At 36.3% G+C, this 15,420-nt stretch carries 15 protein-coding genes, 2 pseudogenes and 1 riboswitch; of the genes and pseudogenes, 4 read left to right on the top strand and 13 right to left on the bottom strand.

All coding sequences use genetic code 11. The features are described from left to right. From bioW to BFJ97_RS08550, 6 genes and pseudogenes are all read right to left on the bottom strand, one after another. Nucleotides 1-732 carry a 6-carboxyhexanoate--CoA ligase gene (gene bioW, locus BFJ97_RS08570; RefSeq protein ID WP_068984228.1) on the bottom strand — a complete coding sequence of 244 codons (732 nt, stop codon included), beginning with the start codon at nt 730-732 and terminating at the stop codon, nt 1-3. Next, nucleotides 713-1,216 (bottom strand): hypothetical protein, encoded by a 504-nt coding sequence (locus BFJ97_RS08565; protein WP_068984227.1) that lies wholly within the window; start codon nt 1,214-1,216, stop codon nt 713-715. Before BFJ97_RS08565 ends, bioW begins: the two co-directional genes overlap by 20 nt. A 319-nt stretch (nt 1,217-1,535) precedes the next feature. Then, nucleotides 1,536-2,084: a GNAT family N-acetyltransferase gene (locus tag BFJ97_RS08560; protein WP_068984226.1), complete on the bottom strand. Its 549-nt coding sequence runs from the start codon at nt 2,082-2,084 to the stop codon at nt 1,536-1,538. Between the two features lie 394 nt (nt 2,085-2,478). Beyond that, nucleotides 2,479-3,035 (bottom strand): annotated as a pseudogene (locus tag BFJ97_RS25795) (DUF4158 domain-containing protein); the annotation flags it as partial. 107 nt (nt 3,036-3,142) lie between these two features. Continuing rightward, a complete protein-coding gene (locus BFJ97_RS08555) occupies nt 3,143-4,162 on the bottom strand; it encodes a DUF4179 domain-containing protein (protein ID WP_068984225.1) in 1,020 nt (339 codons plus the stop codon). Next, nucleotides 4,159-4,677 (bottom strand): RNA polymerase sigma factor, encoded by a 519-nt coding sequence (locus tag BFJ97_RS08550; RefSeq protein WP_068984224.1) that lies wholly within the window; start codon nt 4,675-4,677, stop codon nt 4,159-4,161. Before BFJ97_RS08550 ends, BFJ97_RS08555 begins: the two co-directional genes overlap by 4 nt. 242 nt (nt 4,678-4,919) lie before the next feature. Here BFJ97_RS08550 and BFJ97_RS08545 point away from each other — a divergent pair, with 242 nt between their 5' ends. Continuing rightward, nucleotides 4,920-5,459 carry a recombinase family protein gene (locus tag BFJ97_RS08545; protein WP_068984223.1) on the top strand — a complete coding sequence of 180 codons (540 nt, stop codon included), beginning with the start codon at nt 4,920-4,922 and terminating at the stop codon, nt 5,457-5,459. Between the two features lie 105 nt (nt 5,460-5,564). Here the strand turns inward: BFJ97_RS08545 and queE are convergent, their stop codons facing one another. The 4 genes from queE to BFJ97_RS08525 form a co-directional block, all read right to left on the bottom strand. Next, a complete protein-coding gene (gene queE / locus BFJ97_RS08540; RefSeq protein ID WP_068984222.1) occupies nt 5,565-6,293 on the bottom strand; it encodes a 7-carboxy-7-deazaguanine synthase QueE in 729 nt (242 codons plus the stop codon). Beyond that, the gene (gene queD / locus BFJ97_RS08535; RefSeq protein ID WP_068984221.1) at nt 6,286-6,759 is read right to left on the bottom strand and encodes a 6-carboxytetrahydropterin synthase QueD; all 474 of its coding nucleotides are present in this window, start codon (nt 6,757-6,759) and stop codon (nt 6,286-6,288) included. The genes queE and queD overlap by 8 nt, the downstream gene beginning before the upstream one ends. Before the next feature lie 3 nt (nt 6,760-6,762). Beyond that, entirely contained in the window at nt 6,763-7,422 is a 660-nt protein-coding gene (queC, locus tag BFJ97_RS08530; protein WP_068984220.1) for a 7-cyano-7-deazaguanine synthase QueC, read from the bottom strand. Between the two features lie 354 nt (nt 7,423-7,776). Continuing rightward, nucleotides 7,777-7,823, bottom strand: a riboswitch (PreQ1 riboswitch). A 252-nt stretch (nt 7,824-8,075) separates the two neighbouring features. Then, a complete protein-coding gene (locus BFJ97_RS08525) occupies nt 8,076-8,951 on the bottom strand; it encodes a tyrosine-type recombinase/integrase (RefSeq protein ID WP_068984219.1) in 876 nt (291 codons plus the stop codon). 367 nt (nt 8,952-9,318) lie between these two features. Between BFJ97_RS08525 and BFJ97_RS08520 the strand changes: the two genes are divergently transcribed. Next, on the top strand, nt 9,319-10,113 hold the full coding sequence (locus BFJ97_RS08520) for an enoyl-CoA hydratase/isomerase family protein (protein ID WP_068984218.1): 795 nt from the start codon (nt 9,319-9,321) through the stop codon (nt 10,111-10,113). Nucleotides 10,114-10,164: 51 nt separating this feature from the next. Here BFJ97_RS08520 and BFJ97_RS08515 read toward each other — a convergent pair whose 3' ends face one another. Then, nucleotides 10,165-10,989, bottom strand: coding sequence for a hypothetical protein (locus BFJ97_RS08515; protein WP_368072740.1), 825 nt, complete (start codon nt 10,987-10,989; stop codon nt 10,165-10,167). 218 nt (nt 10,990-11,207) lie between these two features. Between BFJ97_RS08515 and BFJ97_RS08510 the strand changes: the two genes are divergently transcribed. Then, nucleotides 11,208-12,383 (top strand): aminotransferase class I/II-fold pyridoxal phosphate-dependent enzyme, encoded by a 1,176-nt coding sequence (locus tag BFJ97_RS08510; protein WP_068984216.1) that lies wholly within the window; start codon nt 11,208-11,210, stop codon nt 12,381-12,383. Nucleotides 12,384-12,414: 31 nt separating this feature from the next. Here the strand turns inward: BFJ97_RS08510 and BFJ97_RS08505 are convergent. After that, nucleotides 12,415-12,832: pseudogene (locus BFJ97_RS08505) on the bottom strand (NUDIX hydrolase). A gap of 425 nt (nt 12,833-13,257) precedes the next feature. Between BFJ97_RS08505 and BFJ97_RS08500 the strand changes: the two are divergent. After that, nucleotides 13,258-14,118, top strand: a complete 861-nt coding sequence (locus tag BFJ97_RS08500) for an alpha/beta fold hydrolase (protein WP_068984215.1) — start codon at nt 13,258-13,260, stop codon at nt 14,116-14,118. A 102-nt stretch (nt 14,119-14,220) separates the two neighbouring features. On the opposite strand, the gene BFJ97_RS08495 is transcribed toward BFJ97_RS08500, so the two are convergent. Then, complete coding sequence (locus tag BFJ97_RS08495) at nt 14,221-15,414, bottom strand: AI-2E family transporter (RefSeq protein WP_068984214.1); 1,194 nt, start codon at nt 15,412-15,414, stop codon at nt 14,221-14,223. Nucleotides 15,415-15,420 lie beyond the last annotated feature (6 nt).

The raw sequence follows: 15,420 nt of genomic DNA, 5'->3' as shown, positions 1-15,420 counted from the left end.
TTAATCCCTCCTGATGAGAACCGGTACGCTTTCTAAATAGTTTATAAAAGATTCTAGGTCAATTTCATCTGACACAAAAAAAGCACGCCCTCCACTCTCGCAGCCTTCCCTTTTTAACGGTGTAATTCTGACATAACCAATATCACGACTACTTACATATCCAGTCACATATTCTGGATCATCAGACCAACATAATTCTGCAATAGTAAACGGAGAATTTGCCACTTTCGACGCCAGAGCCAACGCTTCACGGACACGCTCATTTAAGTCCTCATTAGCATCTTGCCAATCGATTCGTGATACACGAACCCCTTGTTGTCCCCGGTCGTCAAGCCGTAAGCCGGTTTTACTATTTAAGATGATGGCCCCACGGAGATTTTGATTACTACTAAGTTGATGAAAAGCAACATTCAATGCCTCTTCTGAAACACCTAAGGAGGTTAGTATTTTTCTTGCTTCACTATGGGCCTTTTCAATTGAAGCCGCCTCAACTGTCGTTATTTCTAAGGGTGGTATATACTGTATTTGATCACGCGCAATTTTTTCAATGGTAATTTGAATAAAGTCAGCATCTCCACGTGAATGATTACTTGCTTTGTTCAATAACTGTTTTACAATTGGTTCTATCTGAGATTTACTACCTATCCGTTCACCACCAGATATATGCTTTTCCCCTAGTTCAGGACTTCTTTCAGCCGCACGCATTCGTATGCTATAACACGTTTTTAACATGATTATTACCTGCTACTTTCCTATTAATTGTCTGTAACATTTTCGTTATTGGATAAACACTAACAGCTGTGATTATCATGCCTGGTATAGCCAAAACGAATAATGGTAAAAATGGAGTCCCTAACGTAAAGGCCAAACCAAATCTAGCAATCGTTGTTCCAATTGGGCCTGCCAAAACAAGTACCGGAATAGAAGTCCCAAATACAACAATGAGTAGACCTACAGTCAATCGAAAAATTAATGAGATCTCCACATTTAAGATTGAGTGTATACCGAGTAAAAATAAAATTAAACTTGCTATGATGCCCGCTAGAAAATATCGCTTAAATCCAAACACGGCTGCAATCGCAACTGCAATGGGTGCTGATAATTGAAACTCAGAGCCAGGTATACCTGTTGGAATTTTAAACATGCCTGAAACGATAATAAGACAAGCTAGCAATGAAATCTGGGCAAGATCATATGTAGAAAATTTTCGAATCATTTTATTCCTCCACCTTAAATAATTTGCACATAATTAACTTGTAATAACTTTATGTTATTTCCTCCTATTCTCCTTGAATTTGTGTTAACTTAATTTAATAATAAGTTAACACAAATGTGGGTTGGATAGTAGATAAAATGGTAGGATTTTTTATTATTTGTGTAAATAGATTTTGTTTCTTATCAAATGTGTAAATAAAAACCCCTGATTTTTCTACACTAAGCAGAAGAATCAGGGGTTTTTATTGAAATCTATTGCTTTTTAATTTTCTTGAGAGAATCTATACAAAAAATATCTTCGTTCTTGTCTACTTAAAAGCTTATTTTGCGTTTATAAAGTAAACTAGATGATCAGTCCATTTGTCATCCTCGTATATGAATCCTTTCCTCGTGCATTCATACACCATTCCAACACCTTCTGCTAGCTTTATAGATGCAATATTATCAAGGTTTATGTGAGCTTCTATTCGATGATAATTTAATTTTTCAAACGCTAGATCAAAGGCAGCCTTTACAGCCTCTTTTCCATTACCTTTTCTCCAAAAGTGGTTATGAATTGTATATCCGAACCTGGTCCATTGAAATTCTTCCCTCATAATTGTTGAAAAGTCTATAAAGCCAATATGAGTATTATCTACTTTTCTAAACACTCCAAATACATATACCTTGTCATCCTCAGCCATCTGATGATGTTTAGTAAATAAATCACGAAACCATTCTTTCGTGCAGATGCTCATATCTAATTTACCTTCATCGTATTTATGTTGAGATGGTAAACGATTTTCATACTGGGTAAGCCAAGAAGTATAATCTCCCTCTTCAAGAAATCGAATGACTAATCTTTCTGTTTCAGTTCTTATTTTCTTCAATCGAACACCTCATCTAGAATTACTTCCTATTCTTAAATAGTATATTAGATATAAGGGAATTATCTCCTTCTTATTAAAGTAGTATCTAATTCAAATAGCAGATGTCCATTTTATTTAGATTGATTAATTGTCCCTTTCATTTATTCAGGTAGAATTAATGTCCCCCTCCTTATATTTTTTAAAAGAAAACATCATTGGTTTAAATTATTATCTTTTCCCATTCGATTTGAAGGTTTTACAGCATGTATTTGAAGATTGATTTGCATCTTCAGACATGAAAGGAAATCATAATCAGAAACTTTGTATTTTGTTTGTAATTAGAGTGGTAGTCTATACCAATCTTGTTTTTTTCTATCTTAAAAATAATTCCATTTGAGAGGAAAATACAATTTGAGCGTGTGCCGAGTCGAGCAAGTTGAGTTAATCGGTTTCGATGAATAGTATGTAATGAAATACTGCCTAAGTCCATTTCTCGTATAAATTCTAAACGTTCAATTACTTTTAAAAAGGTATCTAGGGTGAGGAATCCCATCGGTTCTTTTAACCAGCCAAGTGGAGTTTTATTTTTCTATTTGAATAGGTGTCAAAGCGTAATGAATCAGGTTAAATAATTTTCTTCGGCTCGGTCACGTGATTCCCATATAACTCGTTCTAGTGTTGTTAAAGCTGGAAAAATAATTTTATTTTTTCTTAAGAATTCAAAACACGTATTTATTAAATACATCATTTCCCCGTTTTATAAGACAAGGGGCGCAAGATGCTTCGACGTAAAACAGCGAGCTGCACTGCAAAACCTAATCGATTTTCTTCACGTCTTCGTTTGTGAATTACCTACAAATCCTGCATTGAAAAAGTATAATACGTTCCTAGGATCCATGCATCTGTATGTAATTCCATCATTTCATTTCGTTGATTTTCTGTTAGTAGCTCGAGTCCTCTTAAAGTTTTCATGATTCACCAACCCTGTAATTAATATTAAAAACAGCAAATCCACTGTCATTAAAAATGACAGTGGACTACTTATAGTAAAATAATTTCTTTTAAATGCTCCGTACAGTTTACTCTTTCTCTACTAATTTTAATTCTTCATACCCCTTCACTTTTAATGAAAGTGATGACTGTTCATTCCACACACTGTAAGGGAAAACAAGGCTAATCACTGTTTGCTGTTCTTCATTTAAGCGTTCGACATTTGCGCTTTTTGCATAGAAGGATTCCCCATTTCCATTTACTAATGCTGTTTCAAAAATATCATTTTCATCTTCATTTATACCATTAATTTTATAACTCACTTGCATCGAACCATTTGTTATGCTAGCTTGTTCTAATGTTAAACCAGGAACTGAATTTTCTGCTACATACACTTGTTTTACCACGTTTTCAGATGTTAAATCAAATGCCCACTTGCCATCAACGGATGTAATACCTCCGTCCTTTTTGAAAAAATGCACGGCTTCAACAACCAATTGAGCACCTTCTAAAGATGGAGCAGTTGTCGTAGTTGACTCCTCAAGTAGTTCAAGTGTTGCGATATTATTTTTCACATCTGTAAGTTGGAATTCTCCACCACTATAAATCCCTGGACCTGCAATTTCCTTTGTATCCGATACAAGAGCATTGATCTCTTTACCATCTGCGTCAAAAAGACGGTATTCAAAGCTTAAGTAGTTTAAGTTGTCCTTCGAAATATGATCTGATTCAATTGTTAACTGTAGACCTAGGCGATAGGCATCTGCAAAAAAATTAGCTAATGTAATGGTAATATTTTCAGACTCCTGTGTTTGCCCAATATATTGTAAATCACCATTTTCAACAGCTGTTTCTAAACCTGGGTCGTTAATGCCTAAAAAAGCTTGTAACTTTGCTAATGCTGTATCGTTGGTTAATAAGACAGCCGAGCTTAATGCAAGTGCTGCCACCGCTGCTGATACTGGTTTTAGCCATGATTTTTTTGCTTTTTTCTTGGATTGCTGACGAATTTGTTCGTATGATTGGTCAAAAGCAGAACGAATTGAAGCAGGTAATTCTTGCTCCTTGTTCATATCCTCGCGTACTAAGTCATCCGCATTACGTTTCATATTAAATTAGCTCCTTCCATATAATACGTATTTTTCAATTTTTTTTTGGCCCTTGAAATACGTGATTTTATGGTGCCTTCGGATTCATGTAGAAATTCACTAATTTCCTTCGTAGTAAAGCCGTTTACATAATAAAGCGTTAGTACAATCCGGTGATTGTTATCTAAACTATTTAGTGCATCGTCTAGCTCCAACGACAAAAAATCTTGATGTGATAAATTATTGAGAACTGTTTCATCCATTGTAGCTAAAGGTTTATTTTTTTTCATAAAGCGGTAGGAATTGTTCAATAAAATCCGACATATCCACGTATTAAAATACTGTCCCTTTTTCAACGTTGCGATTTTTTCAAATGCGGTCATAACGGTTTCTTGCAATAAATCCGCAATGTCCTCATCCTTTAAACCTAGTCGTTTTGCTGTGCGATACAAAATAAGTTCATATTGCTGAATCAGCTGTATAAATGCTTCGCCATCTCCTTTCTGCGCTTTCTTTACTAAAATGTCATTCTCCATTACCAGCACCTCTCTTTTCCTTACAACCGTTAGAGCATTTGAAAGGATATTTAGTTGCATAGAATTTAATATTTTTTTATATCATGTTCTAATCTCGAAAACGATTTTTTTGAGACGTTTTTATTAGGCTACTTTTTTTCCTGTATTTTGTATAAATGCTGTTTCAAAACTTTGCTCAAAATCTATGTTTCATAAAGCACCCTTTATGATATTATATCTGTAATATCGAAAGGGCGAAAACTGTGACTTCGTATATTTATGGCTATGCACGAGTGAGTACACGACAGCAAGAATTGAATCAACAGTTGGACTTACTAAAATATTGCCACGAGATTTTAACAGAGAAAATGTCTGGATGGAAAGCAGAACGTCCGGGGTTAAATCGTTTGAAGGACAAATTGCGACCAGGGGATATGGTAGTCATAGAAAGCTTTTCCCGATTAGGTAGAAGTACGAAGGATTTAATTGAATTAGTTGCTTATTTTAAAGAAAGACAGATAAAGCTACTTAGCATTAAAGAAAACTTTAATACTTCCACGCCACAAGGGAAATTAATGATGACTGTCTTTCAAGCGTTCAGTCAGTTTGAACGTGATTTAATTGTCCAGCGAACGAAGGAAGGATTAAATAGTGCCAGAGCAAGAGGTCGAAAAGGTGGTCGTCCTAAAGTAAATGAAAGAGAATTGAAAAAGGCACTCAAATTATATAAATCTGAACAATATAGCGTCAGTGAAATTGTTGAAATGACCGGAATTAGTCGCGCTACAATTTATCGCAATTAAAAACAAGAGCAGCACAACATTTAGAGTTGAGCATACTCTCGTTTTTAATCCATTTTTCCTTAACGTTGTAAATCCGCATTTTTCTGACGGGACCCCGTAATGGCACTATACACCTCTTTTATTCCCCCAAACAAGGGCATGCAACTGTGGCAGTACTTTAACATCTCTTAATTCCTCATCGTTAATCACTTGATCAATCAGCGCATGATATTTATCTAATAAATGTAGTATTAATCGTGTATTGTCAGTCGTCGTGAGATCATCATTACCGACCTGTAGATAAAAAGGAATCATTGGATACCGGTGGTGAATTTGTTTAGCATAATCGTAATCCGCTTGATTAAAGACGACTATTTTGAGGGATATATGGTGATTACTGTTTCGATTTTTAAGTTTTTCGAAGATATCAGAGAGCACCGAATAGTCTGTGGTCATTCCTGAACTAGGTGGCTTTGGTGAAATTGTCAACTCATCAATCTCATACATCCATTTTTGCCACCTACTTCCCTGTGTTTCCACCCCTATCTTTATATCATTTTCTTTTAAAATGGCAATGAGCTCCTGCAAATTTTGGATGAGTGCAGGATTGCCGCCTGAAATCGTGACAAATGAAAAGCCACTGCCTCCAAGACGTTTCAATTCAGACCAAATCTCTTCCGCCGTCATTTGGACAATAAGATGCTTTCCACTGCCATCCCACGTAAACGATGAATCACACCAAGAACAGGAATAATCACAGCCCGCAGTTCTCACAAACATTGTCTTTTGGCCAACTACCATTCCCTCACCTTGAATCGTCGGTCCAAAAATCTCGATAACCGGTATCTTACTCAACTTCCATCCACTCCCGTCTCGCTTCTGCATAGCTTGTCGGGGTTTCATATAGCCTGATAAACTCTATACGCGCTCCGTTATATTTTTGTTCATCAAGCAAGGCCTCAGCCAACTTTTCGTAAATCCAAACAACAATGTTCTCTGCCGTCGTATTCATCGGTGGAAGCGTTTCATTGAGATAACGGTGATCCAAATGTATCTCTATTTTTTCTTTCCATATTCTTTTTATATCGCCAAAATCAATCATCAAACCGCGTTCATCTGTGTATCCACTCAGTCCTAATACTACGCGATACGTATGACCGTGCAAGTTTTTACATTTCCCCTCATAATTATGTAAATGATGGGCAGCATCGAAGGTAAATTCTTTGCTTACGAGAACACGCTTTGCATGATACTTTAATTGATTTCTTTGAATATCTTCATCTATTTTTTGGAGCTTATCGACGATTCTAAAATCTGGCATGCCTTACGACTCCTTCCTGTAACTCAAATACTCATCAAGCCCATTTTTTCGCAGTTTACATGCTGGGCAATCACCACAGCCATCTGCTATTACACCGTTATAGCATGTTAACGTTTTTTCCCGAACAAATTCAAGTGCCCCAAACTGATCAGCAAGTTCCCATGTCTGTGCCTTATTAAGCCACATCAATGGTGTATCTATCACAAAGGAATCATCCATCGATAAATTTAACGTTACATTCAAGGATTTAATAAAAACATCTCGGCAATCTGGATATCCGCTAAAATCTGTTTCACAAACACCAGTTACAATATGCTTTGCCCCTACTTGACTCGCTAAAACGCCCGCAAATGAAAGAAAGAGAAGATTTCGGCCAGGTACAAAAGTCGATGGAAGCTCACCATTTTCTCCGTCTTCTACCTTTATGTCTTGTCGTGTCAATGCATTCGGAGCAAGCTGATTTAGGAGTGACATATCAAGAATGTGATGCTTGACACCGAGCTCCTCTGCTATCATCTTCGCACATTCAATTTCAAGAAGATGCCTTTGACCATAATCAAAAGTTACTGCCTCAACCTCTTTAAAACGTTCTTTTGCCCAGAACAAACAAGTTGTACTGTCCTGACCTCCACTAAATACAACAATTGCTTTTCCCTGCTTCATCTATAAAACTCCCTTGTATCAAAAACCAGCACTCTAAGAAAAGTACTGCTTTCTTCTTAGTTTTTTTTGAGGATAGCTAAATACCTCTTTCTTCATTGAACTATTCAAGTCCGCATTTCAATTTTTTCTGGATGAAGATCGTGGTTCATTAAATGAAATATGAATATTGTGTACTTTGGTTACCCAATAAAGTTAAATCCGTTAGTCCTTCTTCATGGCTTTGGACAAACAAAAAAACCTCCTTGTAAAATGTTTCCCAACACTTTTCAAGAGAGGCATCACCAATCATTCTAATAAAACATAAGTAAAAACATAAAAAAAGCCACGTCCGATATGGACATGGCATATTATCATGTTTCCATAGTTTTTTATAGAGGGTATCAGCTATGAACCTCTCCCGTTCTAGTCCGGGCATTCTTTTTTCAATATAATACTTAAAATAGTACAAAACGTCAAATGTTTTTTTTATAAAGTCTTCTCATAAATGCTTCTCTGGAAAAACCACTGTCCTTTATGTTAGTAGTACACTAAACACTTTGCTGAGCTTAGATTCATTACTATTTTTTCAAACAGAATAACCTCAACTATTTATGATGTGTTCTCCTTAAGGACGCTTTATAACATTTCAATACAGACGAAAAAACTATCCTTTTCTATTCAAAACGCCCCTGTCTTTCAGTAAGTACCCACTTTCGAACATAGCCCATCTTTTCCTGAATAATTTCGATTGTTTTTTCACTTTGAAATGCCTTTTGCATGACCGTGTAGCGCAAATCTGTTGCTCTCACATTTGTTCCGATATCCTTTGACATCGTTTGGAAAATTCGCTCAATTGTTTTCGTTGAGATGGATTTTGATCGACTAGCCTCGCTCACCCATACCCATTCACTTAGTTTTTCTTCATGTAATTTCTCTGTTGCCTCTTGATAATGCGCTAGCATATTCATTAAGATCGGAGAAAGCTTGATTTCTCGACGCCCATTGTGGTTAGAAATGTAGATGAAGGAAGAGTCGATGTTTAGATGTGCCCATTTCATTCGAACAAGCTCAGCTGGTTTACATCCTGTTTCCATCAGCATTTGGACAATACAACCATTACGTCTTGCTAGCCAAGCATGTTCCATCGTTTTCGCGAATTGAAAATAAGTCGGCCAGACATTTGTAATTTGCATCAATTGCTTCTTTGTCAGTACTTTTAAAGCCTCTTTGTGCCTCTTTTTTGGTTGTAAAATGCTCTCGTAATCAAAAGGCTCCACCCACTCTCGTAAAAAGACAAAGTCTACAAAGCCTCGCAATGTAGCAATTTTATGATTATATGTGTTGATATTTTCATAGGTTTCCTTCAGATAATTACTATATATAAATAACAATTCTTTTAAATGACGATCCACATGCAAGTAGTTTTTTTCATGAGCAAACGCTAAAAATTGCTGTCCATCGATATTGTACTGCTTTTTGGTAGCAGCACTTTTCTTTAAAGAGTTTAAAAGTAATAAATAGCTGTTCCATGCCGCCTCTAGTGTGATCATCTGGCTCCCTCCTTGTAAACTGTGCGTGTTTTATCAATAGTTTACTATATTTTGGGTGCGTACGTTTAATTTATTTATATAAAGAGTAATGTCGGATAATCTGTATTATTCAAACACGATCCCGCTTCAAGTGTTCAAATGCTTCTTTTACAATGAAGAAACAAATGTTCCTATAGCAGTGTCTCACATCTTTTGTTTTCTTACAATAGCAATTTCCCGTACTCTGTAGTAGTACAATTTCTTTAAAATGACCCTATTCTTGTATAACACGGCTAATTTACATGAAAATTCGTATAATTTAGTGTTTATTACGGTTTCTGTTATATAATAAGTGTATTAAATTTCAACTATAGGGGGATTATCAAGTATGCAAGTAAAAACAACTCGTCTTGAGGCAGAAGAAGCAAAAATTATTTATCAAGAAACAGCTGGGCTAGCGATTATTACGATTCACCGCCCCCAGGCTAAAAACGCACTTACAGCCAATATGTGGGATCAATTAGCCAAAATTGCCCTTCAAGTATTAGATAATCCGAAAAATAAAGTACTGATTTTACGCGGATCTGGTGAAAACTTTACTGCTGGCTCTGATATTAAAGAATTTAACGCCATTTCCCTTGAAAAAGCGGAAGAAGCCTTTGTACATATGGAAAAAACGATCTCCACAATTGAACGTTTACCAATTCCAACGATCGGCGTGATTAATGGTCCCGCAATGGGTGCTGGCTTAGAGCTCGCCTTAGCTTGTGACATCCGCATTGGCTCCGAGAAAGCAAAGCTTGGGATTCCTGTCGGTAAATTAGGGATTACCTTAAATAACAAATTTGCACAGCGTTTAGTACAACTTGTAGGTCCTTCAACTACGAAGGATTTAGTATTTACTGGTCGTATGTTTAAAGCTGAAGAAGCCTTTAAGCTTGGTATGCTTAATTATTTAGTTGCTGAAAAAGATTTAAATAAATACATGATTCGCATGGGTAAGCTTGTGGCTGGGATGTCACCAGAATCGTTACTAGCCGTGAAACAATCTGTTCAAGAATGCGTGGACAGTGTGCCAACATTATGGAACGGTTCAACACCGTTTGTAGGAAACGATTTTGCAGAAGGCTGCCGTGCCTTTGTGGAAAAACGTCTGCCTCAATTTACACGTCAATCAAAATAAAAAATAGGTACTCTGCTCGCCTTCATCGCTTGCGAATGGAGTACCTATTTTTTATGATTTTCGCTTAATTACTACCGACTTTATGTGAAGATGAATCGCATCTAATTCATAACCAAAATGCTGAGAAAATTCTGCCTGTATCGTTCTCTGTAATTCATACAATCGGTCTGGTAATGAATAATTAATTGGTAGCTTAAGTTGTAATGTAATCGTTGCTTGTGCTAGCTCACCAAAGTGAAATTGTACTTGCTCGACCTTGTGTACAATATTTTGTTTTGTACAGCAATACGTTAATAACTGCACATAAACATGCCTGTCAATAGCTATATATTCCTGTTGGAAATCAGGGCGAACAATTGTCGTCTCCCCTATTTTTTCACGCTTTGAAGAGAAAATCTCCTTCCCTTTTTGCACGAGCCGTTTAAAAAAGTTTTGCTCGACTTGGCGGTACGGTATTGGCATGACGTGTTTCCCTTGCGTCTGTCGAATAAAGCGAGCTTTGGCGATTTCTTTCGGCGAACGTACATCCTCGACATAGTAATATTTCTCGATAGGATCAAGCTCTAGCTGTCGAGCGATCGTCTTCGTCATTTTATCGGACGTGCCGATTACTAAAATCGATTGTACTTTATATGTATCAAGTGCTTTTTTTACTTCCTCACGGTGGACATCATCTGTAAAAATGGCTCGACGAACTGCTGTAATCGTATTTTTCTCAAACTTGGCCGAGATTCCTGCTACCTTCACACCATTTACAATTAAAAGTCCATCATCAATAAGAGCCTCTACACCGATTTTATGGGCAAAAACAAGTGCGCTTGTACTTTTCCCTGTTCCGCTTGGGCCACTTAACGAATAAACATTCATAGTTTTCATAGCCTCCCTTCCATTTCATTATCATAGCAGAAATGTTATTCATTTTCCGTCATAATTATTATTTCCAGCATTAGCAAAATTATTTCCGCTAGCCTACGCACACATCTTGTCCATTATTTAAATATATTCTTTTTTCAGAATAACTTTCCCTTTATGTGTTTTAGTATGATAAAATGTGTACTACTATTCTGTTATACAACTATAAGGAGTGTACTAGTTTGAAAATCGTACCATCTAAAAAAATGTCTTTATTTACACCAGCAATTTTCGGAGATTTAAAAAAACATGCCAAACAACAAGAAGCTAAAGGTATGTCAATGATTGATTTAAGCTTAGGTAGCCCTGACCTTCCCCCACACGCTAAAATCCGTGAGCATTTATCCTATAGAGCAGGTTTAGCAGAATCTTACGGGTATACATTAACAGGCACACAACGTTTTTATGAAGCCGTTAGCCGCTACTATAAACGTCGTAGTAATGTAGATTTAGATCCCGCTTCTGAAATCATTCAAACGATTGGCTCTCAAGAGGGCTTAGTGCATTTACCAATCGCCTTTTGTGACCCAGGTGACATCGTACTATCCACAAACCCAGCTTACGTTGCCTATGATGCAGGGATTCATTTAGCAGGTGCAACTCCATACTATATGCCACAAACAGCTGACAACGACTATTTACCAGATCTTGACGCTGTACCTGAAGAAATTGCACAAAAGGCAAAATTATTAATTTTAAACTTACCAGGAAACCCAGTGCCTGCAATGCCTTCCTTAGCATACTTTGAAAAGGTCATTACCTTTGCGAAAAAGTACAATATTATCGTTTTACATGATGCGGCTTACTCTGAATTTTACTTTACAGGTGATGGTCCAATTAGCTTCCTAGCCGCTCCTGGAGCAAAAGAAGTTGGGATGGAAATTAACTCTTTATCGAAAAGCTTTAGCCTAGCGGGTACACGTATCGCTTATATCGCCGGCAACGCTGAAATGATTGACATCATCAAGCAATTAAAATCAAACTTAGACTTCGGTATTTTCGAGCCGATTCAAGATGCTGCGGTCGTAGCGCTTGATAATGCAGAGGAAATTACAGCAAGTTTACGTGAAACATTCTCAGAACGTCATAAAACACTAATGAACGGCTTACGTGATTTAGGATGGGATGCAGCCCCTTCTGACGGTGGCATGTTTGTCTGGGCAAAATATCCGTACGACATTGACTGTACAGAGCTAGCCTTTAAACTAATTGAGCAAGCCGGCATTGTGACAGTTCCTGGTACAGTATTCGGCTCTGCTGGACAGGGCTATTTACGTTTAGCCTTAGTACAACCAAAAGAATTGTTACAGGAAGCTATTGATCGATTAGCACAAGTACAAGTAACACTACAAAAATAAACACGTAAACAATATGAAAACCCTTCTAACTTTACTTGTTGGAAGGGTTTTTGCTGTAGCTTACTATGTAATCATCTAGTATCGGTCGATCAGGGGGACTAATGTTTTTGGGTAAATCATCTAAAGGGAAAAATTGAAGCATCGTTGCCTCGTTCCTATCATGAGTGAGTAAACCACTATATTCTTGACATTCAAAAGCTGTAACTACGATACACTTCATCACCATGAGGATATTGATAATAAAATTCTTGTCCCGAATAAGTATTCATTAATTTTAGATTTTTAGCTGTTAGCCCTGTTTCTTCAAATAATTCTCGATGGGCGACTTGTTCTAAAGTTTCACCTAGCTCCATTGAACCACCAATCAAGCCCCAACACCCGTTGTCTATTCGAAGCTGTAATAAAACTTGTTGAGGATTATTGATGACTAATACACAAGCACCGCATATGAATCAATTATGCCTCGGCATAATTGCGTCCGGAATCGGCTTTGTGCTTGCACAAACCACTCCTTTCCGATTCCGTGACATCCGCCGGAGGCATTAACTTCCAACTACTTTACGCAAATCCTTTATATATCCCATAAAGCCCTCCCTATAAGTTAAGACATGATTTGAACCAACTGTTCATTTCCAATTTTTGTGATATAATTAACCTTAGAAAAGTGGAATATTTACCAAACATTACTAACCTTAATATTAAAGTACTTCAAAAAAATTGATGTTTCAAGTATAACCCACAACCAAAATGCAATATTCCTAACTTACAACTTCTACATGAACTCGTATCTTACAAACTATACAACGCATTTAAAAAGTATTTATAGCTATTGCTATATTTTTTTGCCACTCTAAATAAGAAAGGATGAAGTCTTTTGCTGAGAGAAATGATTAAAACAGATCGTGGAGAATTTGAAGTATTTATTGGTGGAAAAGGCAAAGACCCAATTTGCATAGCACATTTATACCAAGAATTTTTATCTGGTAAAGAGCCATATTCCGCTGCAATTGGAGAATGTTATAAAGTAATATTAGTAAATTTAAAAAATACGGGGTCTTCCACTAAAATTAGATCAAAAAAAGATTTAAGCATGGAAGAAACTGTGAAAGATTTAGAAAGTATTCGTAAGGAACTTAAATATTCTAATTGGGCTTTTGCTGGACACTCAACAGGAGGTTTTTTAGGTTTAACTTATCTTTCTATGTATCCAGACAAACTTTCTGAAATTATTTTATGTGGTACAGCAGTATCAAATAGAATAAACCGATCTAAAAACAATTTATTCAATGTGGAAAATGGTAAATACAAAAAAGATATGATAAAAATCTTCTTTAAAATGTTACCTTTTATGAGTAAGAAAAGTAAAGAATCTGCAGCAAAAAAATTCTTCGAGTTGTGCATTCATTCTAAAGATAAAGTTGATGAATACTACAAAGAAATGCAATTCGTCGCTATTAATAAATCAAGAATGGCAGCTTATTCATCTGAATTACGTTATTATGATGTCAGTGAAACCATAAATAATAATCCTGTTCCGTCTTTAATCTTATGCGGAAAATATGATGTTCAGTGTCCTGTTGAATTTTCTGAAGAACTACATAACCTGTTGCCAAATTCAAGCCTTCAAATATTTGAAAATAGTAACCACTTCCCTTTTATTGAAGAACATGAAAAATTTTTAGATGCACTACATACTTTTACAAATCGACTAACTTCAAACACTTCTCCCCTATAAAAATTGACATAGTTGCTTTCATTCCTTCACGTTGACTAAGCTTGTGAACTTTGATTTTAATCAAAAAAACAGTTACTGCACTTTCGCAGTAACTGTCTCTTCTTACACCTCATATTTTTGCTGTTCCTCATCTTCGTAACGATTATAACGTTGCTTAAATAGCTTGAATAAATGTGTCACAAGTACTTTTAAGATGGCATAGCCTGGAATCCCTAAAATAACACCTGGTACGCCAAATAATGAACCTGCCGTTAATAACACAAAAATAATTGTAATTGGATGGATACTTAGTGATTTACCCATAATTTGAGGAGAAATAAATTTCCCTTCAATCAGCTGTACAACTGTCCATACAATGGCTAATTTAAATAGCATGAACGGTGATGTTACAAGAGCGATTATGACAGCTGGTGTAATCGCAATGACTGGCCCTAAGTATGGAACCACACTCGTGATCATCGCAAGGAACCCTAGCAATAAAGCATATTTCATACCGATAATTAAAAAGCCGATTGTTACCATTGAACCGATACACATGGATACTAAAATTTGCCCCTGTATGTATGAACTAATTTGCTTGTCCATATCGTGGAAAATTTCATGTACTTCTTTACGCATACGTGGTGGGCATGCTTTTAAAATAAAATTCGGTAGTTTTTCACCATCTTTAAGTAAGTAAAATAAAATAAATGGCACCGTCACTAATGACAGAACAATTCCCGTTAATGTTGAAACGAAGCCAGTAATACCAGATGCTACGCCTTGCGCTAAATTGGTAGCCGTATCTTTTACTGTTTTCACCATATCCGTAGTAAAGTTCTTCACTACTTCATTAAAATTCATTTTATCTAAGTACTCAGTAATGCGTGAATTATTGAGATAATCAACCGCATTTTGCGTTAACGCCATAAAATACTCTGGGAATTCCTTTGCTAAATTAGTAAACTGGTCTCGCAAAAACGGATAGACAAGTAATATTAATAACGTTAATATGCCAATTACAGCGATATACAGAAGTAAAATACCCCAAATTCTTGGGATACGCCACCTTTCTAAAAGCCCTAATAATGGGCGTAATAAATAATACGCAATACCGGCAAGTACCCCTGGTAGAATTACTACCTGAAATAAAACTTTTAGCGGGGTAAATATAAAGGCAACTTTTTGGAACATAAAAATAACGCACGCAAGTAATACTAAAATAATTAGTGTAAAAAATAAGTTTTTACCACCTAAAAAGCGAATAAACTTCGTTGAAAAGAAATTCGATCGCTCTCTTGGTCTTTCTTTTTCCATGTACTC

The organism is Lysinibacillus xylanilyticus, from assembly GCF_001708185.1.
Taxonomy (GTDB): domain Bacteria; phylum Bacillota; class Bacilli; order Bacillales_A; family Planococcaceae; genus Lysinibacillus; species Lysinibacillus xylanilyticus_A.
Note: the sequence above shows the minus strand (reverse complement) of the source record. Positions and strands in the feature narration are given on the sequence as shown.

Excerpts from the sequence above, each read along its gene's own strand:
- BFJ97_RS08515 (WP_368072740.1), bottom strand. The coding sequence starts at position 10,989 with ATGAAAACTATGAATGTTTATTCGTTAAGTGGCCCAAGCGGAACAGGG.
- BFJ97_RS08495 (WP_068984214.1), bottom strand. The coding sequence starts at position 15,414 with ATGGAAAAAGAAAGACCAAGAGAGCGATCGAATTTCTTTTCAACGAAG.
- BFJ97_RS08550 (WP_068984224.1), bottom strand. The coding sequence starts at position 4,677 with ATGGAGAATGACATTTTAGTAAAGAAAGCGCAGAAAGGAGATGGCGAA.
- queC (WP_068984220.1), bottom strand. The coding sequence starts at position 7,422 with ATGAAGCAGGGAAAAGCAATTGTTGTATTTAGTGGAGGTCAGGACAGT.
- BFJ97_RS08525 (WP_068984219.1), bottom strand. The coding sequence starts at position 8,951 with ATGATCACACTAGAGGCGGCATGGAACAGCTATTTATTACTTTTAAAC.
- bioW (WP_068984228.1), bottom strand. The coding sequence starts at position 732 with ATGTTAAAAACGTGTTATAGCATACGAATGCGTGCGGCTGAAAGAAGT.
- BFJ97_RS08520 (WP_068984218.1), top strand. The coding sequence starts at position 9,319 with ATGCAAGTAAAAACAACTCGTCTTGAGGCAGAAGAAGCAAAAATTATT.
- BFJ97_RS08565 (WP_068984227.1), bottom strand. The coding sequence starts at position 1,216 with ATGATTCGAAAATTTTCTACATATGATCTTGCCCAGATTTCATTGCTA.
- queD (WP_068984221.1), bottom strand. The coding sequence starts at position 6,759 with ATGCCAGATTTTAGAATCGTCGATAAGCTCCAAAAAATAGATGAAGAT.
- BFJ97_RS08555 (WP_068984225.1), bottom strand. The coding sequence starts at position 4,162 with ATGAAACGTAATGCGGATGACTTAGTACGCGAGGATATGAACAAGGAG.